The 26,329-nt window shown below is 60.0% G+C and carries 23 protein-coding genes and 3 tRNA genes; 14 read left to right on the top strand and 12 right to left on the bottom strand.

Annotated features, from left to right (window positions below; genetic code table 11):
- Positions 1-52: 52 nt before the first annotated feature.
- Positions 53-445: an SDR family NAD(P)-dependent oxidoreductase gene (locus BLT47_RS01925; protein ID WP_074661044.1), complete on the bottom strand. Its 393-nt coding sequence runs from the start codon at positions 443-445 to the stop codon at positions 53-55.
- Between the two features lie 71 nt (positions 446-516).
- Here BLT47_RS01925 and BLT47_RS01930 point away from each other — a divergent pair, with 71 nt between their 5' ends.
- The 3 genes from BLT47_RS01930 (at position 517) to BLT47_RS01940 (ending at position 3,002) form a co-directional block, all read left to right on the top strand.
- Entirely contained in the window at positions 517-1,380 is an 864-nt protein-coding gene (locus BLT47_RS01930) for a DNA-processing protein DprA (protein WP_176764468.1), read from the top strand.
- A 338-nt stretch (positions 1,381-1,718) separates the two neighbouring features.
- A complete protein-coding gene (locus BLT47_RS01935) occupies positions 1,719-2,309 on the top strand; it encodes a Panacea domain-containing protein (RefSeq protein WP_074661047.1) in 591 nt (196 codons plus the stop codon).
- Between the two features lie 174 nt (positions 2,310-2,483).
- The gene (locus BLT47_RS01940; protein WP_143021740.1) at positions 2,484-3,002 is read left to right on the top strand and encodes a helix-turn-helix transcriptional regulator; all 519 of its coding nucleotides are present in this window, start codon (positions 2,484-2,486) and stop codon (positions 3,000-3,002) included.
- Between the two features lie 38 nt (positions 3,003-3,040).
- On the opposite strand, the gene BLT47_RS01945 is transcribed toward BLT47_RS01940, so the two are convergent.
- From BLT47_RS01945 to BLT47_RS01960, 3 genes are all read right to left on the bottom strand, one after another.
- Positions 3,041-3,796 (bottom strand): amino acid ABC transporter ATP-binding protein, encoded by a 756-nt coding sequence (locus tag BLT47_RS01945; protein WP_074661052.1) that lies wholly within the window; start codon positions 3,794-3,796, stop codon positions 3,041-3,043.
- A 33-nt stretch (positions 3,797-3,829) separates the two neighbouring features.
- Positions 3,830-4,477, bottom strand: a complete 648-nt coding sequence (locus BLT47_RS01950) for an amino acid ABC transporter permease (protein WP_049619748.1) — start codon at positions 4,475-4,477, stop codon at positions 3,830-3,832.
- A gap of 328 nt (positions 4,478-4,805) precedes the next feature.
- Entirely contained in the window at positions 4,806-5,618 is an 813-nt protein-coding gene (locus tag BLT47_RS01960; protein ID WP_074661057.1) for an amino acid ABC transporter substrate-binding protein, read from the bottom strand.
- 320 nt (positions 5,619-5,938) lie between these two features.
- Here BLT47_RS01960 and BLT47_RS01965 point away from each other — a divergent pair, with 320 nt between their 5' ends.
- Positions 5,939-7,216 carry a glycerate kinase gene (locus tag BLT47_RS01965; protein ID WP_074661060.1) on the top strand — a complete coding sequence of 426 codons (1,278 nt, stop codon included), beginning with the start codon at positions 5,939-5,941 and terminating at the stop codon, positions 7,214-7,216.
- Between the two features lie 249 nt (positions 7,217-7,465).
- On the opposite strand, the gene BLT47_RS01970 is transcribed toward BLT47_RS01965, so the two are convergent.
- From BLT47_RS01970 to BLT47_RS01985, 4 genes are all read right to left on the bottom strand, one after another.
- Positions 7,466-8,263 (bottom strand): SDR family oxidoreductase, encoded by a 798-nt coding sequence (locus tag BLT47_RS01970; RefSeq protein ID WP_049620268.1) that lies wholly within the window; start codon positions 8,261-8,263, stop codon positions 7,466-7,468.
- A gap of 739 nt (positions 8,264-9,002) precedes the next feature.
- Positions 9,003-9,075 (bottom strand) — tRNA-Phe (locus tag BLT47_RS01975).
- A 37-nt stretch (positions 9,076-9,112) separates the two neighbouring features.
- A tRNA-Asp gene (locus tag BLT47_RS01980) sits at positions 9,113-9,186 on the bottom strand.
- A 107-nt stretch (positions 9,187-9,293) separates the two neighbouring features.
- A tRNA-Glu gene (locus BLT47_RS01985) sits at positions 9,294-9,366 on the bottom strand.
- A 216-nt stretch (positions 9,367-9,582) separates the two neighbouring features.
- Between BLT47_RS01985 and BLT47_RS01990 the strand changes: the two genes are divergently transcribed.
- The 6 genes from BLT47_RS01990 to BLT47_RS02015 all read left to right on the top strand — a co-directional run bounded on the left by BLT47_RS01990 (position 9,583) and on the right by BLT47_RS02015 (position 17,359).
- Entirely contained in the window at positions 9,583-11,799 is a 2,217-nt protein-coding gene (locus BLT47_RS01990; protein ID WP_176764469.1) for a mechanosensitive ion channel family protein, read from the top strand.
- On the top strand, positions 11,762-12,193 hold the full coding sequence (gene msrB / locus BLT47_RS01995) for a peptide-methionine (R)-S-oxide reductase MsrB (RefSeq protein ID WP_074661065.1): 432 nt from the start codon (positions 11,762-11,764) through the stop codon (positions 12,191-12,193). Before BLT47_RS01990 ends, msrB begins: the two co-directional genes overlap by 38 nt.
- Positions 12,194-12,796: 603 nt before the next feature.
- The gene (locus tag BLT47_RS02000; RefSeq protein WP_143021741.1) at positions 12,797-13,603 is read left to right on the top strand and encodes an endonuclease/exonuclease/phosphatase family protein; all 807 of its coding nucleotides are present in this window, start codon (positions 12,797-12,799) and stop codon (positions 13,601-13,603) included.
- Positions 13,604-13,740: 137 nt separating this feature from the next.
- The gene (locus BLT47_RS02005; RefSeq protein ID WP_049620272.1) at positions 13,741-14,676 is read left to right on the top strand and encodes an AEC family transporter; all 936 of its coding nucleotides are present in this window, start codon (positions 13,741-13,743) and stop codon (positions 14,674-14,676) included.
- Positions 14,677-14,823: 147 nt separating this feature from the next.
- Positions 14,824-15,825, top strand: a complete 1,002-nt coding sequence (locus BLT47_RS02010) for an EamA family transporter (RefSeq protein WP_256332495.1) — start codon at positions 14,824-14,826, stop codon at positions 15,823-15,825.
- A gap of 226 nt (positions 15,826-16,051) precedes the next feature.
- Positions 16,052-17,359, top strand: a complete 1,308-nt coding sequence (locus tag BLT47_RS02015; RefSeq protein ID WP_256332496.1) for an AI-2E family transporter — start codon at positions 16,052-16,054, stop codon at positions 17,357-17,359.
- Here the strand turns inward: BLT47_RS02015 and BLT47_RS09275 are convergent.
- The 4 genes from BLT47_RS09275 to BLT47_RS02030 form a co-directional block, all read right to left on the bottom strand.
- Positions 17,356-17,499, bottom strand: coding sequence for a hypothetical protein (locus BLT47_RS09275; RefSeq protein ID WP_176764470.1), 144 nt, complete (start codon positions 17,497-17,499; stop codon positions 17,356-17,358). The two genes, BLT47_RS02015 and BLT47_RS09275, sit on opposite strands and share 4 nt — an antisense overlap.
- A 268-nt stretch (positions 17,500-17,767) precedes the next feature.
- Complete coding sequence (gene hemQ / locus BLT47_RS02020) at positions 17,768-18,730, bottom strand: hydrogen peroxide-dependent heme synthase (RefSeq protein WP_143021742.1); 963 nt, start codon at positions 18,728-18,730, stop codon at positions 17,768-17,770.
- Positions 18,731-18,851: 121 nt separating this feature from the next.
- Positions 18,852-19,895, bottom strand: a complete 1,044-nt coding sequence (gene hemH / locus BLT47_RS02025; RefSeq protein WP_074661070.1) for a ferrochelatase — start codon at positions 19,893-19,895, stop codon at positions 18,852-18,854.
- Positions 19,888-21,300, bottom strand: a complete 1,413-nt coding sequence (locus BLT47_RS02030) for a glutamyl-tRNA reductase (RefSeq protein WP_074661072.1) — start codon at positions 21,298-21,300, stop codon at positions 19,888-19,890. Before BLT47_RS02030 ends, hemH begins: the two co-directional genes overlap by 8 nt.
- Positions 21,301-21,364: 64 nt before the next feature.
- Between BLT47_RS02030 and hemE the strand changes: the two genes are divergently transcribed.
- The 4 genes from hemE to BLT47_RS02050 all read left to right on the top strand — a co-directional run bounded on the left by hemE (position 21,365) and on the right by BLT47_RS02050 (position 26,299).
- The gene (gene hemE / locus BLT47_RS02035; RefSeq protein WP_256332497.1) at positions 21,365-22,384 is read left to right on the top strand and encodes a uroporphyrinogen decarboxylase; all 1,020 of its coding nucleotides are present in this window, start codon (positions 21,365-21,367) and stop codon (positions 22,382-22,384) included.
- 188 nt (positions 22,385-22,572) lie between these two features.
- Positions 22,573-24,138 carry a protoporphyrinogen/coproporphyrinogen oxidase gene (locus BLT47_RS02040; protein ID WP_074661076.1) on the top strand — a complete coding sequence of 522 codons (1,566 nt, stop codon included), beginning with the start codon at positions 22,573-22,575 and terminating at the stop codon, positions 24,136-24,138.
- Positions 24,135-25,214, top strand: a complete 1,080-nt coding sequence (hemC, locus tag BLT47_RS02045; protein WP_074661079.1) for a hydroxymethylbilane synthase — start codon at positions 24,135-24,137, stop codon at positions 25,212-25,214. The genes BLT47_RS02040 and hemC overlap by 4 nt, the downstream gene beginning before the upstream one ends.
- Complete coding sequence (locus BLT47_RS02050; RefSeq protein ID WP_074661082.1) at positions 25,214-26,299, top strand: uroporphyrinogen-III synthase; 1,086 nt, start codon at positions 25,214-25,216, stop codon at positions 26,297-26,299. Before hemC ends, BLT47_RS02050 begins: the two co-directional genes overlap by 1 nt.
- The last annotated feature ends 30 nt before the right edge of the window (positions 26,300-26,329 follow it).

Raw genomic sequence — 26,329 nt, forward strand, 5'->3', positions numbered from 1 at the left:
GGCCCGGGGCTGTTTACTGGGCAGGTGCGCCTTTTACTGGGCGGGTGCGCCTTTAGGCGAGCATGCCGCCGTCGACCCGATATTCGGAACCGGTAACGAAGGAAGAAGCATCCGAGGCGAGGAAAAGCACCACGTTAGCTACTTCTTCGGGCGTGGCATAGCGGCCCAGTGGGATGCCTGCCGCCATTTGATCTCGCGGCGTATCGCTTTCTTTCTCCAGGTAGGAGATCATGTCTGTATCGGCCGGCGAGGGGTGTACCGAATTGACCCGCACGCCGTGGGGTGCCGATTCTTGCGCGGCGAGGCGCGAAATACCGGTAATGCCGAACTTGGAAGCCACATACGGAGTGATCGGGCTGGGCCCGGCAATTAACCCGCCAATCGAGGACATATTGATCACGCTTCCCGAACCTTGCTCCCACATAACTCGCAGGCCGTAATGCATTTCTAATTTAGGTGGTGGTTTGGGGAGGTATGGGTAGGATGAGGGCACGAAAGGTGGGAGACGAGATGTCTATGTCTGAGGAACTTGTCGCCTTGGTAGCCCTCCTGCGTTATGGATCTTTTCAAAAGTCGCAGATGGCATTGAGGCAACGGTTAATCGATGGCGATTTGCCGAGCCTGATTCTTGCTGAAGAACCTGACTCCGAACGTATCCATACCAGTGCTGTTCGGGATGTTGAGCAATGGATTGCCGCTGGTGAACGCCCACTTTCTTGGCTTGATCCCGATTATCCCCAGCAGCTGCGGGAGGTGCATGACTTCCCTCCGGTGATCTTCGTTCGTGGCAAACTTGCCCAACCCGATCACGGCATCTGCATTGTTGGCTCGCGCGAGGCGGGACGGGCGTCAATCGAGGCGGCGCGGGAGATGTCCCGACTCGTCGTTAGCAAAGGTGGAACCGTCGTCAGTGGTTTGGCGAAGGGTATAGACGATGCTGCGCATTCTGAGGCACTTGCTTGCGGGGGACGTACGGTTGCGGTGATCGGCAATGGTATCGATCATTACTATCCGGCAGAGAACCGTCGGCTTCAGCATGCGATTGAAGATAGTGGCTTAGTCCTTTCACAGTTCTGGCCCGGTTCCGCTCCGACAAAGTTCTCTTTCCCTATGCGTAATGCCGTCATGTCGGCCTACGCGAATGCCACAATCATCATCTCAGCAAAGGAAAAATCGGGAACTCGGCATCAAGCGAAGCAGGCTGCGGCACACGGGCGCCCATTGGTTGTTTCGAGATCGGTATATGAAAACACGTCCTGGGGTCGCAAGCTGGTTGATGATCCTAGCGTTTTAGCTCGTGTTGCCTACAGTGTCGAAGAATCGGTATCCATTGCGATGGAGATGGCAACTTTCAACATTTCTGACCTTGCGTCTCTGTAGGTGCCTTCGTGAATAGTCATGATCTCGAGCAGTGGTTGGTGGCTCTCGTTGGCTATCACGCGAGAACAATTCGGAGAGGGTTTTCCTTTTCTGAGGGAGCGCTGTTTTCACAAGTTAAGGTGTGTTCCGTCTGCTGCGGGCCGATTGAGACAGAGTATTCGCAATGCTATTCGTGCCATGAACGAGCATCGACTTTTAAGGATGAGCTGGCCTATGGGGCCGACCACCGTGTGCACTTTCCGGGGGTCGAGCCCAGATACGTTACAGTGCGGGTGCGCACGTCACAGTAACGGGCGCGGCCTTGTCCTGTGTTGTCGTGGTTAGGAGGGGAGAAAATCGTGCTAAGCGTATTTGACGTTTCTACACAGTTTGTTGACCGCGCTGGCGGGAAAATTGAAGCCACTAAGCTCGAAAAGTTGTGTTTCTATGCTTTCGGTTGGTATGCGCACCTTACCGGCGAACCATTATTTAGCGAGCGGTTTTACGCCATGCAGCACGGCCCTGTTGTAGGGGATCTGCTCACCGCTCATGCTGGACTCAAAGAGGTTGACCAGGATGTTTTGTCCTCGCGGTTCGCGCCTTGGGAAACAGAACGCGAGGAGCCTGGTGGCTACATTAAAAAGGTAATCGACTGCGTGTGGGGCACGTACGGATCACTCGATGCATTTGATCTTGCTGAGTATTCACACAAAGAAAAAGTTTGGCAAAAGTCTTGGAAACGTAGGCCTAAGGGAAGTAAACGAGCCGATCTTCCGCACAGGGATCTGATCTCTTATTTCCTCGCCCGTGAGCCTCAGTCCGATGAAGTCCCCGATTTGCCGCCTGCGATGCTGACTGTGGTCAAACAAGAGATTCTCGACACGGCTGAACGTAGCTCGTCAGTTCATCACCCATTCATTGAGGCGATCAGGAAACAGCGCGCGGCATGATCTATGAGATCCTTACAGGATTTCTCTCCAAGAAAGGTCTTTGCCTGCGCTTATCGAACAACGGGCAGTAGTTGTCGATCGTAAACTTTGCCGATATTGTGTATGCAGGTACCACGAACGAGGAGCAATACGATGGCCGCCCCCGGATATTTTTTTGAGTTTTCTGTAAGCGGGATGGATATATACAACGATGCACAGACAGACGCTTTTGAACGTGCGCCTGACAACTTTACTTACCTGTGCGGCACTAGAGACTCCCAGGGGATCATTTCCGTATACGCGGAAGGTATCTCTGCAGTGCAAGCAGTTAAGGAAGCCTACGCATTTGTGCGTACAGTTACGCCTCCAATCCATGTTGAACGTTTACTGCCAGACCTGGTAAATACCTCGGCAATAGGTGAGACCTATGGGGTTTCTCGGCAGGCAGTGCGGAAGTGGGCCACGAGCCGTGCCTCCGAGTTTCCACAGCCGCACGGAGTGGTTCCGAATGGGCAGATTGAATCGGCCGTGTGGTTGCAGGGCGATGTGGAGGAATGGCTACTCACGCATCGCGCCCAGAAAGAATATATAGACCCCGAAGACCCGCGTAGCCTCACCACGGCACAATATCTTGCGGCAAATGCTTTCATTTTCGAGCAGGAATCCGCTGCCGCAAAATCCGCCGCCGCAAAACCCGCAGCTGCTACGGCATAGACTCGCGCCGGCTCGCGCCGGCCCGCGCCGCCACGCGCCTATTCGCCGCGGAGTTTTTTGAGGAAGCGGCGCGTGCGTTCGGCTTCGGGCTGTTCGATGAGCTGGCGGGCTGGGCCTTCTTCCAAAACTGTGCCGTCGTCAATAAATAGGGCGCGGTCTGCTACTTCGGCCGCGAAATCCATTTCGTGGGTAACGATCACCATCGTCATTTTTTCGCTGGCCAATTTGCGAATAATCGCCAAAATTTCCCCGGTCAGTTCCGGATCGAGCGCGGAAGTGGGTTCGTCGAAGTAAAGCATGCGGGGATTGCGCGCCAAAGCCCGCGCGATCGCAATCCGTTGCTGCTGCCCACCAGAAAGTTCTCCCGGGTAAGCATCGGCTTTTTCGGACATCCCCATGCGTGCCAAAAGTTCTTCGCATTCGCTACGCACCTGCGCGGCCGGGCGTTTTTGCACGCGTACCGGGGAATCCATCAGGTTGCGCATTACCGTCCAGTGCGGGAAAAGGTTGAAATTCTGGAACACGAGCCCAAACTCGTGCCGGAATTGCCGTTCATCCCCGCGGGAAGTTTTCACGCCGTTTTCCCGGCGCAAAGCCGTTTCCCCAAAATAGCGGATCTCCCCGCTGTCCATTTCTTCCAAGAAGGTGGCGCAGCGCAACAGTGTTGACTTTCCCGAACCGGAAGGGCCCAGAATTGCTAGCACTTCCCCTTCTTGTACTTTCAGGTTGATGCCTTTGAGTACCTGGTTAGACCCGAAAGCTTTTTCCATGCCAATAATTTCTAAAGCTGCCATAAGAACCCCCGTGCGGCGTCGTCGTGAAGAATACTAAATCGTGTAGGCGCCGAGGCGCTTTTCCAGGCGTTCCATAACGAAAGAAACCACCAGGTTGAAGACGTAATAGTAGAGGCCGGCGGCGATGAATGGGGTCATCGAGGCGCTGGCGGCGGCAAGCTGTTTCGCTACCGTAAACATTTCCGCGTAGGCGATGGCGAAGGCGAGGGAAGTGTCTTTCACCAAAGTGATCACTTCGTTCGTAATCGAAGGCATTACGCGGCGGAACATTTGCGGTAGCAGGATCGAGAAGAACGTGCGGCGGCGCGAATAGCCGAGCACGAAAGCTGCTTCCCGCTGCCCGTTCGGGATCGACTGGAAACCGCCGCGGTAAATCTCCGCGAAATAGGCCGCATAGTTCAGCGCGAAAGCAATAATTACCGCGTAGAAACGGTAGGAAGCGGTAATTTTCATTCCGAAAATATAGTAGGGGCCAAAATAGACCACCATGAGCTGCAAAATCAGCGGCGTTCCGCGCATCACCGAAATATAGAACTGCACCAGCCACGCCAGCGGCCTAATCCGCGAAACGCGCCCGGCATACACCAACAACCCGAGCGGCATGGAAAAAATCAGGGTGAGGGCAAAAATAATGAAAGTGCGGACCATGCCGTCCGCCAACTGTTGGAAAATCTCTAACATGTGGATAACCGTTCAGGGTGGAACCGTTCAGGGCGGTTTGCAAAGTTTTTCGTACGACGCCGGCTACCGGGCGCGGTGCGGTCGGGGCCGGTGTAGCTGGGCTGATGCGGCCGGGGCCAGCAAGAAAAGTATGCCGGATTCTCGGAAGCTGGGCACGGGTTGGCCGGTTGCCGAGCTGGTGCGGCCGAGCCGGTGTGGCCGAGCCGGTGTGGCCGAGCCGGTGCGGCCGAGCCGGTGTGGCCGAGCCGGTGTGGCCGGGCCGTGTGGCCCAGGCGCGGTGAGAATGCCTGGGCCACACGGTATTAGCTTGCCATAAGTTGGCTACTGTTTACTTGGTGATGACGGAGTTTTCGAGGCCGTACTTCTTGGCCAGCTCCATGAAGGTGCCGTCGGCGTAGATTTCGTCGAGAGATTCTTGCACCTTATCGCGCAGTTCCGTGTTGCCGAGCTTGAAGCCCACCGCGTAGTAGTCGTCTACCAGGTTTTCATCGAGCACCTTGAAAGTACCCGGGGCGCGCGATTCGATCTGGAAATCGGCCACGCCAGTATCCACGACCACCACATCAGCTGCGCCGGATTCCAAATTCATGAAAGCCGAATTGTATTCGGGCACTTCCGTGAGCGAACCGAAAGTATCGGCAACCTTCTTACCGTCATCCGTCTTGAGCGCGGAAAGGCCGGAGGAATCCGCTTGCACAACCACGTTCTTACCAGCCAGATCAGCCGGAGTGTTGATTCCCGAATCAGCCTTCACCACGTAGACGATCGCATTATCTACATAGGGCTCGGAGAAAGTGTAATTACCTTCCCGGCCGGTGGTGGAAAAGCCATTCCACAAGCAATCGATCGTGCCCGAATCGAGTTCCATATCCTTCGAATCCCAATCGATAGGCTGCTTGACGAGCTCCCAACCCTGCCGTTTGGCAACTTCCGCGGCCAGATCAAGATCGAAGCCTACGTACTCGCCGTCTTCTTGGTAACCGTAGGGCGGGAAATCGGCGTCGAACCCTACCGTGAAGGTTTGCTTTGCACCGGAGGCCGCGGAGGTATCGCCCGCCGCCTGGTGATCGTCATTGGACCCGCAAGCGGACAACGACGTGACCATTAGGGCGCTAGCAAGGAGCGCGAGGAGCTTCTTCATGGCGATAGACCTTTCTTGGTTTTCCTAGTGCGGGGCGGTGCCGTTTTCGGCAGTAGAACGCTTACCGCGAGCCGGCCTTCCTGACCGACAGAGTTGAGCATACAGAAAAATTCACTCCAGCGCTCTAAAGCGCTCGAAGTGTGAAGCAATGCATTAGTGGAGTGGGGTGTTTGTGGCGGGGTGTTTGATGCTCGATGGAGGTGGGGAAGTGGGGTTCCCGGTAAGTTACTAGCAAAGGCGAGGGTGAGGTTAGGGCGCGAAGACCAGCCGGCGAAAAGAGTAGCCGGGCTAGGCTACGAGAGGCAGGGGTAAGGAAGCCGATGAAAATTCTGTGTGTTCCCGATAGTTTCAAAGAATCGATGACGGCCGGGCAGGCCGCCCGCGCCATGGCGCAGGGCGTGGCGCGCGTGTTTCCGCAGGCCACTTGCGTGGAAATCCCGGTGGCCGACGGCGGGGAGGGCTTCACCGCCGCCATGGCCCAAGCCTTGCAAATGCCGCTGCGAGAAGTCTCAGTAACAGATCCGCTCGGCCAACCCACCACGGCTAGCTTCGCCAGCGACGGCCACCGCGCCGTCCTAGAAATCGCGGAAGCTGCCGGAATTAGTAAGGTCACGCCCGCCGCCCGCCGCCCGCGCCACATGCACACCGCAGGTGTTGGCGAGCTAATCAAAGCCGCGCTCGATACCGGTGCCCGCGAACTAATTATTGGCCTCGGCGGTTCGGTAACTACCGACGGCGGGGCCGGGATGCTCGCCGCCCTCGGCATGAAGTTCTATACAGCACCCGAGCAAACTATCGCGCCCGAACAGGCCACCGCAAATGCCGCCGCACTTCCCGCCGCGCTTCCCGCCGCACTTCCAGCCACTCCGGAATCTTTGGCGCGCCTGGTCCGCGTGGATGGAACCGGCCTAGACCCGCGCCTCGCGCAAACACAAATCACCGTGGCTTGCGATGTGGACAACCCGCTCACCGGGCCGCGCGGAGCGGCCGCGATTTACGGCCCGCAAAAGGGTGCCACCCCGGCCGATGTGGCTTTCCTTGATGCCGCGCTCGCGAACTTTGCGCAGGTGAGCGGGCAAGAGCAGGCCGCCAACGAGCCCGGTTCCGGAGCTGCCGGCGGGCTCGGTTTCGCCTTCCGGGCTTTCCTGGGCGCGCAGTTGCGTTCCGGAATCGAGGTGGTGATCGACGCCGTCCAGCTGCGCCGGCATGTGCGCGAGGCAGACGTGATACTCACCGGTGAGGGAAGTATTGATGCGCAAACTTTGATGGGGAAAACCTTGGCGGGGATTGCGCGCCTGGCACAGCAGCTCGCGCAAGAACAAGATCGCTACTTGCCAGTGTTGGCTTTTGCCGGCAAGATTTCCTCGGATCTGCAAGGCGGGAATCCTTTGTTCGCGGCGCTGGTGCCGATCGTGGCAGAGGTTTGTACTTTGGAGGAAGCTCTCGCAAACGGCCCCGCAAATTTAGCTGCGGCCGTGGAGCGAACCATGCGGGCGATCCAGCTCGGCCAAAGACTTAAGCAATCCGGGCCCCGCAGAAACTCGCACCAACATCTGCGGGGCCCGGGCGCATCGCCGGAAGCGATGCCGGAAGGGTGAGTGGGCTGGGCGGGAAAGGAGAACCGCCACTAGCCGAGGCTGCGGACTAGACACCGCCGCAACCTCTGCGCCGGCACCCACCTCATGGTTCATATGAAATTTTCTGATGCCCGGCAGGAGAGCACCCGCGGCTAGGAGGCCGCGGGCCGCCGTGGCTGTGCTGCCAACCAGATGCTAGCGAGAGCCGTGGCCGCGCCTGGCATCCGGTTGCCACGCCTAGCAACCAGCGGATGCTAGCGAGTAGCGCCGCTAGTCGTTCCAGCTCCAGATATCGTCCCCGCGCAGGGACGCATCGCAACCGCCGTCCACGTAAATCGTTTGGCCGGTGCAGTGCGTGTTGCTTTCTTCGGTGAGCCAGATGAGCGCATTCGCAATGGTCTCGGCTGGCTGGAAGCCGTTGAGCGGCATCGGGGTGGACTTAGCCAACAGTGCCCGGCCTTCTTCCGTATCTACCAGGCCCTTCGTCATCGGCGTGAGCACGGCGGCAGGTGCCACCGCGTTGACGGCGATGCCAGCACCCGCGTACTCATCGGTGATGCAGACGCGGCGCACCCAGCGCGAAAGCGCACGCTTAGAAGACGGGTAGGCGATGTAGCCGGCCATCTGATCGTTTTCATCCAGGAAGCTCGCGGCAATTTCGAGTGCCTTAGCTTCATCGCCAGCCAGCATGGCCTCAACCATTTCCGGAGAAACAGTTTGCAGGGTTGCCATGGAGGAGACGACGGAAATACGCGGCGCCTCCGACTTTGCGAGAGTTGGGCGCAGCTTCGCAATCAGTTCCACGACGCCGAAGAAGTTGATGGAAACCGTCTTCGGGATCGGGGCGGAAATACCGGCGCAAGCAATAATGGCATCAATCTTGCCGTCAGAAAGCTCGATCGCCTTGGCAGCAGCCGCCTCCCGGCCTTCCGGGGTGGAAAGATCAGCCTCGATCTCGCCGCCCTTAAGATCAATACCTACAACTTTGTCACCACGTTCGCGAAGGAGTTCGGCGGTTTTCTTGCCAATACCGGACCCAGAACCAGTTACCACATAGGTGCGCGACATTGCTACTCCTTAAAATTGTATTTGTTTTACTATCTCTAACTCCGTAGCGACATTGGCAGGGGTTAGAACATATAGCTCTAACATACTCCAAAAGACTTAAAGATAGAACGAGTAAAATTGCTTGATAAATACGCAAGACAGTCCGTCGTTTTTTGCATGACGCGTATGTCAGTTGCATGTAAGCACAATGACGGTTGCGTGTATTTTTCCTGTTTTATTTAGCTAGAAATCGACTACCACCTTCAAAGCCGTGCACGCATCGTCGCGCTCATTGCGTCTTTCCGTACGTGCATCGCCACTGCTAACGCAACTCACGTTACAGGACTAAAGGCCTATATGCAAGGTTGGTGACATTGTGTATCGATACACGCACCGATAGGCGCATGCCTGTGCGGGTGGCCGTTGTGCATGCGCGGTAGAAGGCCGCCACGGGTGCTCTGATCGGGCGCTTCGAGCAGGCGCTTCGAGCAGGCGCTTCGAGCAGGCGCTTCGAGCAGGCGTGGCGCCACTGGTGTGAGCGGATTCTGGGGGTCGTGGCATCATGTAGGTAATCGTTCAGCCCGCTTCAACCATTAGGTTGGAGACGGGCTGGATTTCTATCTAGGAAACAGTGGCCAATACACCGCGGGCGTGCCGAGCGGGCGGCCAGGTATGCAAAAACCCTTCCCGAAGAACAAGATGCCTAGGTGTTTCGAGCTAGTGCTCGGAACTTCCTGTTCTGGGAAGGGTATTTATTTCGTGGCTCCGACCGGCGTCGATCCGGTGACCTTTCGATTTTCAGTCGAACGCTCTCCCAACTGAGCTACAGAGCCAGATAGATAAAAACCCGGTTTCCCGGGATTTTCATCGCGACCCTGACGGGACTTGAACCCGCGACCTCCGCCGTGACAGGGCGGCGCGCTAACCAACTGCGCTACAGGGCCAGAAGGGAAACAATCTTCCATATTCCTCCGCGAAGTTTACCAGAGATCCGATCGAAAGGATCGGCATCCAGTAAATCTCACGGAGCTAACCGCAAAATTGTTCACCGTACCCCCAACGGGATTCGAACCCGTGTTACCGGAGTGAAAGTCCGGCGTCCTAGGCCACTAGACGATGGGGGCCCTTGCGTTTCTTTCCGCAAGTTTCCCGTCAAGGGAACGAGGTATAGCTTACGAATGAATTGGCGTTTACGCAAATCAAAACGGCGTGCCGTGCGTCACGGTTCTAAAAACCTGCTTTTTCGCGGATTAGTGCCTTCTCCACAAGCCTTATCGCCCTCAGCAATCATGAGCGCAGCGGCACGCTCGCAAATCTCTCGCGCCGCTTACGATAGAAGCATGCTTTCTGCCCTTGCCTTTGCCCCGCTTCTGGTGGCTGGCCTCGCCCGAGCTTCCGGGGAGGAAACGCCTCCACCCACCCCAGATCCCGCACTGCCCGATCCGAGTAGTTCGCCCAGCCCCGCCAATCTGGAAGAGGCCGCGGCGAACGCGGTGGAAAACACGGTAGAGCTAGGCCAAGTGGTGGGCATGATCCTGCTTGGTGCTTTCGCGGGTCTAGTGGTGGCCGTGATTACGGTAGCGGTGTTGGCCGGCGTCGTGCGCCGCAACCGCGCGCTCGTGGCAACCGTGCGCGGGATTCGCGTACCCACCTTCGCGCTGCTTTCTTTCCTGGGCGCGTGGTTGGCCTTGCGGGTTTATGGGCAAGGGTTGAGCCCTGCGGAACTGCCGGGCTATTACGATGGTCTGCTCCATATTTTGCAGATCCTGCTGATTTTGAGCATGGGTTGGTTGGCAGTGGGGGCCGTGAATGGTTTTTCGCGCGGCTACCTGGAACTCGTCAAAGAAATGGCGGAAACCCGCTACCGGCGCACCCAAACCCAGTTGCAGATCCTGCGCCGGCTGGTCAACGTGATTATCGTGGTGATCGCGGTTTCGGCGGCCTTGCTCACTTTCCCGACGGCGCGCGCGGTGGGTGCCTCGCTACTTGCTTCGGCGGGGCTGATTTCGGTGGTCGCTGGTATTGCTGCCCAGTCCGCACTTGGGAACGTGTTTGCGGGGTTACAACTCGCGTTCTCTGATTCCTTGCGCGTCAATGACTATATTGTGTGGAAAAACACGAACGCGACGGTTGAGGAAATCACGCTCACTTACGTGGTGCTCAAGGTGTGGAACGGCCGGCGCCTCATTGTGCCCTCCTCGGAGATGACTACCACGACCTTCGAGAATTGGACGCGGCGCGTGCCCGAAATGACGGGCACCGTGGAATTCGACCTGGACTGGCGGGTGCCGATCGCCGATCTGCGCGCGGAGCTGGACGCAATTTTGGAATCTACGGACCTGTGGAATGGGGAGACCGGAGTGCTGCAGGTAAAGAGCGTTGATAACGGGATCGTGCGGGTCGCCATGCAGGTTTCCGCAGATAGCGTGGGGGAAATGTTTGACCTGCAGTTTTATGTGCGCGAGCAAATGTTGCGCTGGTTGCAGGATTATTCGCCCGAATCCATGCCGCGCCAGCGCATCTCCGTCGTCTCTCCCCGAGAGCTTCCGGCAGGAACCGGCGAAGCAGAAACGGAAACCGAAACCGAACCGGGGGTCATGCGCGCCACCACCCGCCGCCCGCACGTGTACGACCTCAGCACCGATAAAGAAACCGCTTTTGTGGATGCGGAAGAGGCCGGTACTGACGCCGATGCGGGGGAGGGGAGCAGCGCGAGCGTTACCGATAGTGGGGAGGAAGCCCTCGATGCTTCCTGGCACCGCAAGATTTGGAAACTGCGTGGCGATACGCTCGACGACGCCACCGCCGCCGATCCAGCAACCATGGATATTGGTTTGGGCTCGGATATGGAGGATACGGAGCAACGCCAACGCCTGCGTCAGGCGAATCGAAACCGGGCCCGCCAAGCGCGCGAACGGCGCCGGCAGCGCGGCAAAAAGGCGAAACCCGCAGGGAAACAAAGTGACCGCGCGCGCAGGCAGGGCACTACCCGGCAAGCAGAACCGCGGCGGAGCTTTACTCGAAGTACGACGACGGCGGAAACCCGGATAATGCGGCCCGCGGAAATTATGGCGGCCGCGCCGAAGCGGATTCCGATCGCCGAGCGGCAAATGCCGAAGGCCTATGCGCCGGGAGAAAAGCCGGTTACCGGGGCGCGCGAGCCCGTAAAACCCGGCCACGAAGCTTCGCTGTTTACCGGTTCGGCACGCAACGAGAGCCGCGGGCGGGAATTGACCGGGCCCGGGCCGGCCGTGTTGGCAGAACGTGAACGCGCTGCCGCCCGCGCCAACGCAGCTGCGGCTACGGCGCCCGGTGCAGGTTCTACAATTGTGGAACCGCAGGCCGCTCAGTCTGCAAATAGGCCTGAGAAAAACAACCCAGAGAAAACCAACCCAGAGAAAAACAACTCTCAGAAAAGCAACTCTGAGAAAGATAACTCTGAGAAAAACAAGCCTGAAGAAGCGAAGAATTCTAAATCCGCTACCGCAAACCACAAAAAGGACAAAAAGGAATCGAAAAATGGTGCAAACTCGCAAAAAGATGCTCCCGCAAACTGAGGAAGAGTGGGCGCAGGTGCTCACGCCCGCAGAGTTCCAAGTACTGCGCCAGGCTGGCACGGAACGTCCGTTTACGGGGGAGCTGCTCGCAGAAAACCGCGAGGGTATCTACTCGTGCAAGGCCTGCGGAGCGGAACTGTTCCGCTCGGATACCAAATTTGAATCCGGGTGTGGCTGGCCAAGTTTTTATGATCCGGCAGATACTGACGCGGTGACCACGCGGGTGGATTATGTGCTCGGCTATCCGCGAACAGAAGTGCTGTGTGCGCAATGTGGCTCGCATCTTGGTCACGTTTTTGCAGATGCGCCACAAACTCCGACCGGACAGCGATACTGCATGAACTCTGTAGCACTTTCCTTTAAGGTTAAAGATAGTGGTGAGGTGGAGCAGTAGAGAAGCCGCTCTATCCACTACCTGGCGCGAACGCGGGCGGTACGTAGGGGCCTGGCGTGGCGCTGCCGGAACTGACCAGGCCGGATACTTCCCGGAACCAGTGCGGGCCGGAATCTGCGGGCACAAAGGGGGCCGGCAGATCCTCAGGATTCTAGAAACGCGTAGCAGGTAGGTAGCTTGAAGAAGGAGCACGGGAGGCACGCTCTGCCCGAAAATAAGAAGGAACGCCGGAATCAGTTGCGGGCAACACCAATATGGCCGGCAATAGCAACATCTCGCACGGTTCTCGCCCAAACTGCGGAATCCGCAGTGGGAGTGGCGCCCGCAGTGGGAGTGGCGCCCGCAGTGGGAGGGGCGCCCGCGCCCACAGCAGCTGCGCCCGGGCGGCGCGCTGCTAACGCGGCGCCCGCTGCGGCCTCCACAGTGCTCGCTGCTGCCTCCGCAGTGCCCGCCGCTACCGTGGCGCCCCGCCGGCGCGGCGCGCGAACCGCTAGGATTGAGCCGCGTGGTAAAACAAATTACCAGGTCAAAGCGGTGGCGAAAGCGGCTCCGGCGCGGGAGCGGAAACCAACCGCAACAACCGGAAATCGGGGGCGAGGGCATATGGCAAGCATTCATGTGGTAACCGCACAGCTAAATGACGGCCACCCTACACGCAAACCGCGCGGTGGCTATACCAGCGTGGAATGGCAGGCCAGCCGCATTGAGCGCGCCTCCCAAGTACTTGCCGCATGTGATCCAGATGTGCTCGCTTTACAAGGCGTGCGGGAACGCGCCGCCGGCCAACCTTTCCTTGCCACAATTCTGGCTGCCGGTGACTACCAGGAAGTTATTTTTGTGCCCGAATGTGCGTGCCCGATACGCCGACGCTGGTGCAAAGCTGGCAAGCACGGTAACTCGCGCGGTATCGCTTTGGCTTCGCGCTATCCGCTGGGCGCGCGGGACGTAATCGAGCTCCCGGCTCGCAATCCGCGGGGCAACTGGTTTGGGGCGCTGCGAGGCAAGCTCGGTTTGGGCGCGGAAAAACCTCGGTATGCGATCCTCGCCCAGATTAATACGCCGGGCCGGCCGGTACTCGTGGCCACTGCCGAACTGAGCCCGCTTCCCAGTTTGCGAGAGTTGCAATTGCAAACCATGGACGCCGCCTTGCACCGCTTTGCGCAAGCCCGCGGCCTAGAAAACCTGCCGCGGGTGATCCTCGGCGATCTGGCCATGCCGATAACGCGCGCTCGCGCGGCTTTGCGGCGGAGCGGTTTTAGCGGCGCCGCGAAGGCTCCCACCATGCCCGCGCTGGTACCCACCGAGCAAGAAGACCACATTTTGGTGACCGGCGGGCAAGTACGCCATGCCGAAAGTGCGCTATTGGATATCTCCACCCACCGCGCTTTGCGAGCCAATATTACTTACTAGGGTCTGCCGGCTACCTACCAGGGTCTGCCGGCTCTGCAGGTATGAAGCCGTGGCCAAAAGGCAACCGTAAAGGCAACCTTAAAAGGCCGCCCTAAAAGTATGAAGGCGCAGCCATAACGCCTTACAATAAGAGCGTTATGGCTAGCGTACTCCTCTCCTTCTGGGTCATCATTTTTTGCATTCTCGCCGGTTACCTGCTGGCGCGGGCCGGCGTCGTCGCACCCGGAACCGATAGGACCCTCACCCAGATCGCCTTCAACTCCACCCTCCCCGCACTGCTATTTATGACGGTGGCTGAATCCGAACCAGCGGCCTTCTTTAGTCGCGGCTCCCTGGCGAACGTGCTTTCGGCGAGCCTTATTGCGATCCTGTACTGGGCTTTGGGGCGGTACGTGTTGGGCATCCGCGGCACCAAACTGACCATTGGCACCCTTGCCGCGTGCTACACGAACGTTGGCAACTTGGGGATCGCGCTCCTGGTAGCCATTACCCAAGATGCTTCTACGGCCGCACCGATTTTGCTGTTCCAGATCGGCGTGCTGGTGCCCGTTTTCTTCGCGATTTTGGACCGGCAAACCGGGCAACCGGGCCGCGGACTGTGGCATACGGTGATTTCCCGGCTACGTAACCCGCTCTTGCTGGCAGTACTGTGCGGGCTGGTGTTTTCCCTGGCCGGCTGGCAAGTGCCGGCGGTGATCGCCGCACCCGCAAATATGTTAGGCCAAGCAAATGTGCCCATTATTTTGATTGCCATGGGGATTTCGATCCGCGGGGCACGCGTGCCGAAATTCGACCGCGAATCCTGGGCGCTGATTTTGGCGGTTTTCATGCGCTGTATCTTGGGGCCGCTTACCGTATTCCTGCTCGGCTGGGCAATGGGCGTGACCGGCCATACCTTGCTTTCGATTACTATTGTGGGGGCTTTCCCGACCGCTAATAATGTGTTCGTGTACGCGCATCGCTACCAGTCTGACGTGGCCCTCGCGCGCGATGCGGTGCTCATTACTACCGGTTTATGCCTGGTGGTAATGCTCGCGATCGCTACCATGTTCCACGCCGTGGGCATCGTGTAGCGTAAGACGGCGTAAGCCCGGGCCACGGCAGCTCGTTCCCAGTACGGAAATTCGCTCCGGCAAAACCGCGCCCGCGCCGCGAAACAAAACCAGGAACTAGTACTGAGACAATCCGAAAACTGCAAGAAAGAGGGAAGTTAGGCAGGCATGGAGGCACGCGAATCTGCCACGTCACAGCACCAGCCAGCACCCGGCCCGGAAGGAACCGGCGCAGGTAGCGCCAGCGCCGGAAACGCTGCGGGCGCGCAACCGCCGCACCGCTCCCGCCTAGCCAAGTGGGCGCCGGCCATGTTTTTGGGCGAAGGCCTGGTGGAATATATTGGCGCCGGCCTGGCCGTTTTGCTTTTCGCTACGGCAAGTTCGCTTTCCGTAGCTTGGGGGCGGATCACGATTTCGGCGCTGGTTTTATTGCTGTGGCGCCGGCCTTTCCCGAAACGCCGCGACGGCCGGCTGGATTGGCGGCTTATCGGCGGGGCCGCGGTATTTGGGCTGGCCTTGGGCGCCATGAACATGACTTTTTACTGTGCCATTGAACATATCCCGTTGGGGACGGGTGTTGCTCTCGAATATTTGGGGCCGGTAGCAGTGGCCGTGCTGGGCGGACGCGGCTGGAAGAGCTGGGCGGGCGCGCTTTTTGCTATAGCCGGTGTGTTCTCAATTTCTTGGGCGGGCGTTGACCTATCCGACCCGCAGGTACGTACGGGCGTGGGTTTCGCCCTTGCCGCCGCGGTTTTCTGGGCGCTCTACATCGTGTTGGGCCGGCGCGGCGCCGCCCAAGGTAACGGGATCGACCGCCTCGCCATCGGCATGGCGGTTGCCGCTATCGTCTACGCGCCCATCGGTGCACCCGGCGCCGGCCCGCTTCTTTCCGACTGGAAGGTTTTCGGCACCCTAGTTTTGGTTGCCCTAATGTCTTCCGTGGTGCCGTTCACGGTGGAACAGATTATTTTGGGTGCCCTGCCCGCCTCCACTTTCGCCCTCCTCGCCTCGCTCTTGCCTGCCACCTCGATGGTCGCCGGCATTATCACCTTGCGCCAAATCCCTAACCTCGGCCAGTTCGCAGGGCTCGTTTTCGTGTCAATTGCGGTGGCGCTCGCTTCCATGCCCTCCGAAATCACGCGGCGCGGAGAACGCCGCCGACGCCGCTAACCCGACAGCCCGCGCCCGGCCGGCACACTCGGAGCCAGACGGCCCAGCACCTCGGCAAACACGGCGCGCCCCGCGCGAGACGGCCCAGCACCTCGGCAAACACGGCACGCCCCGCGCGAGACGGCGCGCGACGCCGGCGTCGCCAGCCCGTAGGATTGCGAGGTAACCGAAAAATCGGAACAAGTGGCCGCCCGAGGCAAGTAGCCGCCCACAGAGAGGATGCACCTTGCGATTTATAGCCAAGCTACGCGAGGTAATCGCGGAAAAAAGTAAAGCGCGCACGACCGCGGAAAGCGGCACGCCGGAGGGCCTTGCCCCCGCGCAAGATCCCGCGCAAGAATCCGTGCGAGATCCCGGAAGCCCCGCACCCGCGGCACAGTCCGCAGCGCAACCAGCGCTACATTCTGCGCCACAGCCTGCGCAAGCGCGCCCGGAAGTGGAGTTTTTGCCGCGCGGGGTGAACCGTACGCTCGTTTCCTGGGGTGTATCGGCATGGCTGCTCATCGGCGTCTTTATTGCTATTTGGGGAATTTTCCATATGGCGGCGGCCGTGCAGTGGGTGCTCATAGCCGTGTTCTTTGCGGGCGTGATTACGGCTTTGCTCAATCCGGTCGTGTCTGGCCTATCCCGCGTGATGCCGCGCGGGGTGGCCACCGGGGTTTCCCTGGTGGGTTTCGTGGCGATTTTCCTGGGCGCGATCACCTGGATCGTGGATTCGGTAATCAACCAGTGGGATATGCTCGCCGTACAAATGAGCCGCGGCCTGCGAGGCATTCTTGAGTGGCTCGCCAACGGCCCCCTCCCGATCGACCGAAGCGCAGAAGAGCTCTACCAAGAAATGGGCGAGCTGATCGACCGCGGAATCGCATGGCTCCAAAGCAATGCCGGCACTATCGCCTCCAGCGCGCTCTCCCAAGCTTCCTCGGTGGTCCTCGGCTTTTCGATCCTGGCACTGGCAATTTTCTGCGCCATCTTCTTCATGGCCAGCGGCAAAAAGATGTGGTTGTGGTTCGTAAACCTCCTGCCCGCAGACGCCCGCCACCGCACCCATGCGGCAGCTAGCGCCGGCTGGAACACTTTCTCCGGTTATGCGCGCGGCACCATTATTATCGGCGTGTGCGACGGCGTTATGGCGCTCATCTTGCTCCTCATTTGCGGGGTGCCCCTGGCAGCCCCGCTCGCCGTCCTCGTTTTCATTGGTGCTTTCATCCCCCTCGTTGGCGCTCCGCTGGCGATGATCGTTGCCGCCCTGGTAGCCCTGGCCACCAAGGGACCGATTATTGCCCTCGTGGTACTCATCGGGGTTGCGCTCATCGGCCAAATTGAAGGCCACATCCTGCAACCGATTATTATGGGCCGCCAAGTTTCCCTCCACCCGGTAGTAATCGCCGTGGCCGTTACCGGCGCTACCTTGGTGGCCGGCATCCTCGGAGCGATCCTCGTAATCCCGATCATCTCCATGATTTGGGAGGTCTACAAGGTGCTACGCCCAGAACCCGAACAGCCCCTCACCGAACTACCTCAGCTCGCTTAAGCGCTGTGCCCGGCAGAACCGCGTACACCAACGACGCCGCCCGGGAACGACGTCGCTCGGTAACGACGTCGCTCGGTAACGACGCTGCCCGGTAACGGTGTAGTGCGCCGCCGGCGTAGCACGCCAACGCCGTCGTACACTTCCGGGAATCTATGCCGGCAGATACTAAGCACGCCGGGAACTGCTGCCACTAAAACGGGCCCTGCGGGGAAGCCGCATTACCCTTCGTGGTTATCCACAGGTGATGCGATTCCGCTGGCAGGGCCCGGGTGCGCCGCAATGCAACCCGGCAACTAGCTGCGGCGATTAGCTGGCAACTATCCGGCGCGAACCGGTATCGCTGTCCTATTGCTTTCTATTGTTCTACGTGCGGTAGCCGCTTAGTTACTCGCGGGGTTCGGTATCCGCTTACTTGGCCGCGGGCCGCTTTTGGATGCGGCGCAGATAGTCAGCGAGCTCTACTTTCACGCCCGTGTAGAACGGGGTATCGACGTCGACGTAGCGGCGTGCTTCCGTGTACCGGAAAGCGCGCAGTAGGTCTACGAGCCGGGCAAGATCATCGGCTTCCAAAGAGACGATCCATTCCCAATCGCCAAGGCCGAAGGCTGCGACCGTGGAGGTCACGCAATCCGAGAATTCTTGGCCGGCGGCGCCGTGGTCGCGCATCATCAGCCCGCGCGAACGCGCATCGATCAAGTACCAGTCCTTGCTACGAATGAAGGGGTAGACCGTCATGAACTTCGGCGCTGCGTGGTCCATGAAACCAGGGTAGTGGGCCTTGTTGAATTCCATCATCCGGTGCAGGCCGGTAGCAACCCAAGCGGTTGTTACCGCGAGCTGCGAATTGAGCACTTCGTGGTAGGAAGCCTGGATTTCTTCCGGAGAATCTGCCATTACCCACACGAGCAGGTCTGCATCGGCGCGGAACCCGCCCAAATCATAGAACCCACGCACCCGGCCGCCGGCCTGCGCAATCCGTTCCTCCACTTCGCCGGCCACCGTTTCCGGATCGGCCTGCGTGGCATCAAAATCGCAGGTAAGGGCAAGCCACATGGTGTACAAAGTGACATCTGCACCCAACGGCGCGGCCCCGTTTTCATGGCGCTGTACGGCCGTGGGATCAGCGTGATCACTCACGTGCGTAATCACGCCGCTAGGGTGGCCGGCGCCCGGGTGGCCGGCGCCCGGGTGGCTGGTTCCGGGATGCCCGCCGGGGTGCCCAGCTCCCGGGTGGCTGGTTCCTGGATGCCCGCCGCCCGGATGCCCGCCGGGGTGGCCAGCTCCCGGATGCCCAGCTCCGGGGTGGCTGGTTCCTGGATGCCCGCCGGGATGCCCGGTGGGAGTGTGGTTTCCATGCGTTGCTTCAGCCATGATTTTCCTCTTCCGCTTCCTTGCTTAGTTTTATTGTGCTGAGACTTTTGGTTTGACCTATTACGTTTCCCTATCGCGATTTGTTCACCGCGATTTGTCCATCCCGATCTCTTTACCGCGATTAGGCGGTGGGTGCCTCGCGAGCCGAATTGGCAGAATCGGCGCGGGCGGCGTCGTCGGCCTCCTCCCCGATAGCGGGCAACAATTCCCCGGTACCGGGCAAGCAATCATCGGGGCGATACTGCATATCACCCGGATTGGTGAGCAAATCAGCCAAACCGGATATGAAACCGGGTTGGTCACCTACCGTGGCGGCCCGCAAATACCGCACGCCGTGCTCCGCGGCCGCTTCCTTCGCTTCCGTATCGAGGTCGTAAACCACTTCCATATGGTCGTAAATAAACCCGAAAGGTACCGCGATAACATCCCGAATACCGCGGGCGGCAAGATCAGCAATATGGTCGCAAATATCAGGTTCGAGCCAGGGGGTGTGCGGGCTACCAGAACGCGAGCAATACACCAAATCCCACTCCTGTACGCCTAGCTCTGCGGTGAGGCGGCGGGCCAGCTGCAGGTGCTGTTCGTTATAGGAATAGGGCTGGGCAGTGGCCGATGCTTCCTCCATTGCGGTGGGAATTGAATGCGTAACGAAAACTAGGCGGCCTTCTGGCAACTCGGCCAGCGCCTGCCGGGTGACGGCTAGCTGTGCCTGATAGAAAAACTCTTGATCCCAGAACGGCTTGATCTTCCGGATATGCATCCCCGGCGCGAAGATTTCTCCGAGCCAGCGGGCAGCATCTTCCCGGTATTGGCGGCATGAAGAATAGGAAGCGTAGGCCGAAGTGGCCAGCGCTAATACTTCGCGGATCCCTTGGGTGTACATTTCTTGCAAAACCGTATTGCCGAATGGTTTCCAGTTCCGGTTACCAATAAAAATCGGAGTGTGATCGCCGCGCGAAGCAAGTTCGGCACGCAAATCCGCCGCGAGCTTTTCATTCAGCTCATTGATGGGCGATTTTCCCCCAAACAGTTCGTAGTGTTTTCCCACCATCGCGAGCCGCGCATCGGGGATATTCCGCCCCTTCGTAGCGTTGCGCAAAAAGGGGATCACATCCTCGGTTTTATCGGGTCCGCCATAACTGAGAATCATGTAGGCATCAGCCATTGAGTCCATCCGTTTCTCTAGGGGTATTGCTTGTGGGAGCTGTTGTGGGAGCTGGTGGAACCGTTTCCGATTTGTGCGGCGGCGGGAACCCAGCTCCAAAAACAAGTTCGGCGGCCCGGTGATATTCCGCGGCCCGGCCGGCGCGGGCGGCGCGATGTGCGGCTTGCATCTGTTGATGCAAGATACTGTTAGCCAACCGCCGTAAGTAGTAATTCGTATCCTCCGCGGAAAGCCAGGCAGTGCGCGGAATTTTTTGCAATTCCCTTTCCACCGTGCCAGCTACTTTTTCCCGCAAAGAAACGATCACCGGGTCAATATCGCGGCCGCGCATATCCGCCACATAATCTTCCAAACCGGTTTCTACCAGTTCCTTGGCACGCGTTAAAGCTTCGCGCTGCACGGCAGGCGTGTGCCGGGAAATAGTTTCCAGATCGATCAGGTAGGTACCTTTGACGTCCCGCACGGCCGGATCCACATCGCGGGAAATAGTTAGATCAATTAGATTGGCCTCGCCGCGGGCAGTCACGATCTGGGCGGCATCAGTGGGCCCGAAAACATGCCCGCCCCGGCCGCGGCAGAAAATAATTGCATCCGCGTCCGTAAAATCGCGCTTTTCTAAAGCCTGCAAACCGTGCTTAGTCGCGAAATCTGCCGCCCGGTTGGAAGCTGACCACACCGCAATATCCTGGCAGCCGCGCTCGCGCAAAGCCGCCACCGTAACCCGGGCATATGATCCGGTGCCGGCTACAATCACGCGCCGCCCGCGCCAGTTCTCTGCGCGCGTGCTGGCAGGAGCCGGTGTGGAGGCAGGAGCGGGTGCGGATGCAGGAGCGGGTGTGGAGGCGGGGATGGTAGCTGCGGTGAGCTTTGCGAGCTGGTCGGGCTCGCCATGCTGGCGAAGAAGGGCGCGGTCCAGTAAATCTAGCGCGATGCTGACCACCGAGCGGCCGCTTCGGGCCAGTTCGGTACGGGTAGCCACTTGCCGAGAAGTGTGTAAAGCCCTTTGGAAGAGACGCTCGAGGTTAGCGGTGGCCGTGCCGTTTTCCCGCGCGGTGGAAAGCGCGCGGCGGATTTGACCCACGATTTCCCGTTCCCCTACCACCAAGGAATCAAGTCCGCTAGCTACTGCGAATAAATGTTGCGCGGCGGCGGTGCCGCGATAGAACTCTGCCGTGGAAGGCCACAAAGCCCGATACTGAGACGGGATGTCGCTAAGAAAATCGAGTGCGTCGCTATCCGCGTCGATGTAAATTTCGAAGCGGTTGCACGTGGAGACGGTGACGAAGCCGTGAACCCCAGCCAATCGTGAAAGTAGATCAGTAAAGGCGCTATGCAGTTCCGCCGTTCTCGCTACTTCGTCGAGGGGAGTCCTCCTGTGGTTCGCCGACGTTGCGAAAATTGGCATAGTTACATTTTTGCACTAAATTTCATCTATAGGAAGTCAGATGGGCGCAAGGAAGCGAGAAGGTGTGAACAAAAGCGTTTTAACTGCCGCAAATGGCGAAAAACCGGGGAAGTATCCCGTGTGGTTTATGCGTCAAGCGGGGAGGTCCCTCCCTGAATATCGAAAAGCGCGGGAAGGGATCCCCATGATTGAGGCTTGCCTGACTCCAGATTTGGTGGCTGAGATCACGGCGCAGCCGGTGCGCCGGCACAAAGTGGACGCCGCCATATTTTTCTCAGACATTGTGGTGCCGCTGCGCCTGGCGGGTATCGGGGTGGAAATTGTGCCCGGGGTTGGCCCGGTGATTGCGGAACCGGTCCGCACCCGTAGCGACGTCGCTAAAATAGTAGACAGGTGTCTCGAAGATGAGGACTTGATTTCGCGCGGGCTGGCCGCCGCCGCGCGGGAAGTGGAGGTGCCCGTAATTGGGTTTGCGGGTGCGCCTTTCACGGTTGCCGCCTACCTGGTAGAAGGCAAGGGCACGCGCGATCACTTGGCGGCCCGTGCCATGATGCACGCCGATCCGCAGGCCTGGGATGCCTTGCTGAGCTGGGTGGCATGCATTACTCGCCGCTTCTTGGAGGTGCAGATCGAGGCGGGCGCGCAGTTGGTACAGCTCTTCGATTCGTGGGCCGGTTCGCTTTCCCGCGCGGATTACGAGGCACGCGTGTTGCCGTATTCGCGGCGCGTGCTTGCCGACCTGCCGGTTCCGGCGATCCATTTTGGCACCGGGACGGGCGCCTTCTTGGATTTGATGGCCGAGCCGGCCGAGGTTATCGGCGTCGACTACCGCACCCCACTGGATGAGGCGGCGCGCCGCGCCCCGGGCAAACCGGTGCAGGGGAACATTAACCCGGCGATGCTTACGGCTCCGTGGGAGGTTTTGCGGGAGCATATCGACGCCGTTTTGCGGGCGGGGGCGGCGGCACCGGCCCATATTGTGAACTTGGGCCACGGGGTACCGCCCACCACGGATCCGGCGGTGCTCACGCGAGTGGTGGAATATGTGCATTCGCGTTCCTCGCAAGAAATGGCAGCGGGCTGAGCCGGTAAGAGCTAGAAAGCGACGCCGCGCATGGGAGCAGTGCCACGCTGGGAAGCGATTGCTGCGCAGCGAGCGGCACCGCACATTACGCGGGGAAGCGATTGCTGCGCAGCCAGCGGCACCGCAGAAAACAGCGGAAGAGCAGCAGAAGAAGAAAAACCAATCACCAGAATGATAGGGGCACATCGATGAAGACCGTAATTGTGGGCGGCGGCTTGGCCGGGCTCATACTGGCACGTGAACTAACGCACGCGGAAACAGCAGCCGCGCCAGAAACAGCAGCCGCGCCAGAAACAGCAACCACGCTGGAAACTGCAGCCGCGCCGGAATCTACCAGCACGCCGGAATCTAGCGCCCACCACGCCCACCACGCCCGCGGTACCCATTCCGCCCACGAAGTGGAAGTTTTTGAAGCCGATGCCGAGCTGGGCGGGTTGATTCATGGTTTGGAATTGGCGGGCCGCACGGTTGAAGGCGGGGCGGAGAGTTTTGCGCAGCAGGACCACGCCCGGGCTTACATCGAATCTTTGGGTTTGCAGGTGCAAGAGCCGCGCGGTAGGTCGTGGATTGTTTCCGAGCACGCGGCTTTCCCAATGCCGGCAGGTTCGGTTATGGGGATCCCCGCGCATCCCGAATCGGAAGAGGTGCGCCAAGTTTTGCGCGATCCCGCCCGCGCCGCCGCCGACGCCACGCTCGGCCCGGAGGTAGGCCGCACGGCAAATAGCGTGGGCGAGCTGGTGGAGGCACGGATGGGTGCGGAGGTGGTGCACACGCTGGTCGCGCCGATTACCACCTCGATCTATTCTGCCGACCCGTACGAGCTGGCCATTCCCGCATATTTGCAGGAATCTTTCGAACGGGAGGGCACGCTGGCCGGGGCGGTACGTTCCATTCCGTCCGGCGCGCGCACGGCAAGCATCGTCGGGGGCATGTACCGGTTGCCGCTCGTTTTGGCCGCGCAAGCCCGCCAGGCCGGTGCCGTTATCCACACCGGGCGGAAAGTCACCGCGATCCGCGCGGTCGAAGGCGGTTACGAACTGGTTATCGAAACCAGTGCCGACGCCGCCGCGCCCGGTAGCGCCGCAGGTTCTGTAGCTGCCGCGCCAAGTAAGACACACGTGGTGCAGGCCGACCGGGTTATTTTGGCGGCAGGTTTGGATCCTTCCGCGCATTTGCTGGCCATGATTTCGGATAATCCACTCCCGGAGGTACCGCGCGGTAATCCGATCACGCACGTTTCTTTGGCCTTGGATAATCCGGAATTGGATAATGGCCCGCGCGGTTCGGGTTTGCTCACGGCGCCCGGGTTTAGCCGGGTTAAGGGCATGACCCATTTGAGTTACAAGTGGCGGCTTCCCGCCCCGCACGTGGTGCGGCTGTCTTATAACCCGGAAGCACATATTACGGAGGCGAACGCTGCGGAAATAGCGGCCGCAGATTTTACCCGGATCACCGGGATCGAAAACCCGCGCATCCTCGACTGGCATTTCGAAGCCTGGGGGCCTGCTCTCACCCCGCGCAGCCCGCAACTGGCGCAGTGGCAAGATGCGTTGGTCTTCCCGCCCGGCGTTTACGGGGCCGGCAGCTGGCTGGCCGGAGCCGGTATCTCCTCGATCATCGAACATTCCCTGGGCCTGGCTCGCCAAATCACGGGCGTGGCACTGGCTCCGCACCCCGAAGCAACTTCGAACCCGGCCGTAGGAGAAACCGCCGAAGAAACCGCAGAACCGAATTCCACAAAGGACGCGCAGTGACGGTACTTCGCATTGGTGCTCGCACTTCGCAACTGGCCGTCACGCAAGCGGAAGCGGTGGGCCGGCAGATTTGCGCGGCTGGTTTGTATGGCGCTTTCGAACTGGTGGGGATCACTACGCGCGGGGATACGGACCGCCGCCAGCTTTCGCAAATCGGTGGTACCGGGCTGTTTACGAACGCGGTGCGCCAAGCGTTACTGGCCGGCGAATGCGATCTGGTGGTCCATTCGGCCAAGGATTTGCCGGCGGCGGATAGCCCCGATTTCGCCATGTTCTTTTCCGCGCGGGAAGCGCCGTGCGATGTGCTGTACGGCAAGTATCCGAGTATTGCGGAACTGCCGGCGGGAGCGCGGGTGGGAACCGGTTCTCCGCGCCGCATCGGCCAATTGTTGCGGCTGCGTCCCGATGTGGAAGCGGTGCCGATTCGCGGTAACGTACCTACCCGGATCGCGCGGGCGGGAGCGGATCTCGACGCCGTGATCGTGGCTCGTGCCGGCCTGGCCCGCTTGGGGATAACTGGCGGGCACGATATTCCCGTGGCGGAAATGGTGCCGGCACCCACGCAGGGCATCCTCGCCCTGGAAACCTTGCCCGGTACGCGCGCGGCCGCCGCTGCCGCACAGGTGGAGAGTGCGGAAGGCCGGGCGGTAGCGCTGGCCGAACGCAGTTTTATGGTGGGGATCGAAGCTGGTTGTTCGACGCCGGTTGGCGCTCTGGCTACCGTGGCCTCGGGCACGGATGAATTACATCTTTTCGCCCGTTGGACCAGCCCGGATGGCACCGCCAGCGCCGAAGACGAAGCAACCATCCGCCTCGAATTGGCCGCGGGCGCAGCGCAAGCTGCTAACCGCGCCGAACCTCCAACGGCTGGGCCGGTTCCGCAACCGGGCACGGAACTGGTTTCGGAACCGGGTAGGGAGCCCGCTTCGAACTCGGGCACAGAACCGCAAGTGAAGGCCGCGCCGGCCGCCGCTCACGCAGATCCGCGCGAGCTTGGCTTCCGCTTGGCCGCCAAGCTATTGGAAGCACTCGGGCCAGCCGCGCAAAGCATCGGCCGGGAAACCGAGGGCAAGTAATGGCGGCGACGAAGCGAGCTTCTAATTCCGGTACCTTCCGAACTACCGGACTGGTGGTAATCACGCGCGTGCTTCCCCCGCACTGGCAGGTGCCAGCTAACTGGCTGGGGATTCCCGTAACGCGGCGGATCCCTGTGGATAGCGAAAAAGACCGCGCTCGCGATTACCTGGCCCGCTATGCCGGCTATGCTCGCCATGCCCGAAACGGCGGCCATGCCCGCGCAGACATTTGCCAGCCGACCAGCCAGTTTGCCCGCGATCTTGCCGGCGAGTTCACCAGCCAATCCGCCGGCGCCTATGCCCTTGGCCGCCAATCCACAGCCTCGGTATGGCTAGCGGTTACTTCGGGTTATGTGTTTGATGTTTTCCGGGCCTGGGAATTAGAAATCCCGCCGGAGTTGCAAATTGCTTGCATTGGTAAGGGCACAGCACGCCATAGCCCCCGGCCGCCGGATTTCATTGGCCCCCAGCCAGCTACCGGCCGCGTTTTCGGGGAAGCTTTCCCGCTAGCCGAGCAACGTCAAACCGAGCAACGCCAAACCGGGCAGTACCAAACCGGGCAAAAACCGGGTGTTCAGGGGTCAGGTTCGCGAGGTCAAGATGTCCCGAAGCCCGCTGCCCAGGGGCCGGGTGCTCAAAAACCGGTTCAAGCGTCAGAGGTCTCGCCGCCAAACATTCCCGGGCGTATCTATTTTCCATGTTCGAGCCTGGCTTCTACGGATTTCGCGGAAGCGGTTGCTGCCCGCGGCTACCAAGTAGAACGCCACGAGGTGTATCGCACGGAGCCGGATGTGGACGGCGTCGAAAAGGTATTGAGCCTACGCCCGGCCGCTATCGTTTTGACCGCGGGAAGTGCGGCCCACGCGGTACTCGCGGCCATACGAAAGGTATTGCCTCCGGAAAATAACAGGACGCCGGAAGATAACGCGCCACCGGAAAATATCGGGTTGTGGGAAGGTGCCCCGGCGCTCGTCGCCCTGGGGGAGCCGACCGCGCGCGCCTGCCGGCAAGCTGGGTACCGCGGGCCGGTGCGAGTGGCGCCCACCCCGGACCCGGCAGGAATCGCCCGGGCGCTACGTAACTAGCCGCCAAATAACCAAGCAGCCAAGAAACCA

The sequence above is a fragment of the Actinobaculum suis genome (assembly GCF_900102025.1).
Taxonomy (GTDB): domain Bacteria; phylum Actinomycetota; class Actinomycetes; order Actinomycetales; family Actinomycetaceae; genus Actinobaculum; species Actinobaculum suis.

Excerpts from the sequence above, each read along its gene's own strand:
- BLT47_RS01925 (WP_074661044.1), bottom strand. The coding sequence starts at position 445 with ATGCATTACGGCCTGCGAGTTATGTGGGAGCAAGGTTCGGGAAGCGTG.
- BLT47_RS01930 (WP_176764468.1), top strand. The coding sequence starts at position 517 with ATGTCTGAGGAACTTGTCGCCTTGGTAGCCCTCCTGCGTTATGGATCT.
- BLT47_RS01940 (WP_143021740.1), top strand. The coding sequence starts at position 2,484 with ATGGATATATACAACGATGCACAGACAGACGCTTTTGAACGTGCGCCT.
- BLT47_RS01945 (WP_074661052.1), bottom strand. The coding sequence starts at position 3,796 with ATGGCAGCTTTAGAAATTATTGGCATGGAAAAAGCTTTCGGGTCTAAC.
- BLT47_RS01950 (WP_049619748.1), bottom strand. The coding sequence starts at position 4,477 with ATGTTAGAGATTTTCCAACAGTTGGCGGACGGCATGGTCCGCACTTTC.
- BLT47_RS01960 (WP_074661057.1), bottom strand. The coding sequence starts at position 5,618 with ATGAAGAAGCTCCTCGCGCTCCTTGCTAGCGCCCTAATGGTCACGTCG.
- BLT47_RS01965 (WP_074661060.1), top strand. The coding sequence starts at position 5,939 with ATGAAAATTCTGTGTGTTCCCGATAGTTTCAAAGAATCGATGACGGCC.
- BLT47_RS01970 (WP_049620268.1), bottom strand. The coding sequence starts at position 8,263 with ATGTCGCGCACCTATGTGGTAACTGGTTCTGGGTCCGGTATTGGCAAG.
- BLT47_RS01990 (WP_176764469.1), top strand. The coding sequence starts at position 9,583 with ATGCTTTCTGCCCTTGCCTTTGCCCCGCTTCTGGTGGCTGGCCTCGCC.
- msrB (WP_074661065.1), top strand. The coding sequence starts at position 11,762 with ATGGTGCAAACTCGCAAAAAGATGCTCCCGCAAACTGAGGAAGAGTGG.
- BLT47_RS02000 (WP_143021741.1), top strand. The coding sequence starts at position 12,797 with ATGGCAAGCATTCATGTGGTAACCGCACAGCTAAATGACGGCCACCCT.
- BLT47_RS02005 (WP_049620272.1), top strand. The coding sequence starts at position 13,741 with ATGGCTAGCGTACTCCTCTCCTTCTGGGTCATCATTTTTTGCATTCTC.
- BLT47_RS02010 (WP_256332495.1), top strand. The coding sequence starts at position 14,824 with ATGGAGGCACGCGAATCTGCCACGTCACAGCACCAGCCAGCACCCGGC.
- hemQ (WP_143021742.1), bottom strand. The coding sequence starts at position 18,730 with ATGGCTGAAGCAACGCATGGAAACCACACTCCCACCGGGCATCCCGGC.
- hemH (WP_074661070.1), bottom strand. The coding sequence starts at position 19,895 with ATGGCTGATGCCTACATGATTCTCAGTTATGGCGGACCCGATAAAACC.
- BLT47_RS02030 (WP_074661072.1), bottom strand. The coding sequence starts at position 21,300 with ATGCCAATTTTCGCAACGTCGGCGAACCACAGGAGGACTCCCCTCGAC.
- BLT47_RS02040 (WP_074661076.1), top strand. The coding sequence starts at position 22,573 with ATGAAGACCGTAATTGTGGGCGGCGGCTTGGCCGGGCTCATACTGGCA.
- BLT47_RS02050 (WP_074661082.1), top strand. The coding sequence starts at position 25,214 with ATGGCGGCGACGAAGCGAGCTTCTAATTCCGGTACCTTCCGAACTACC.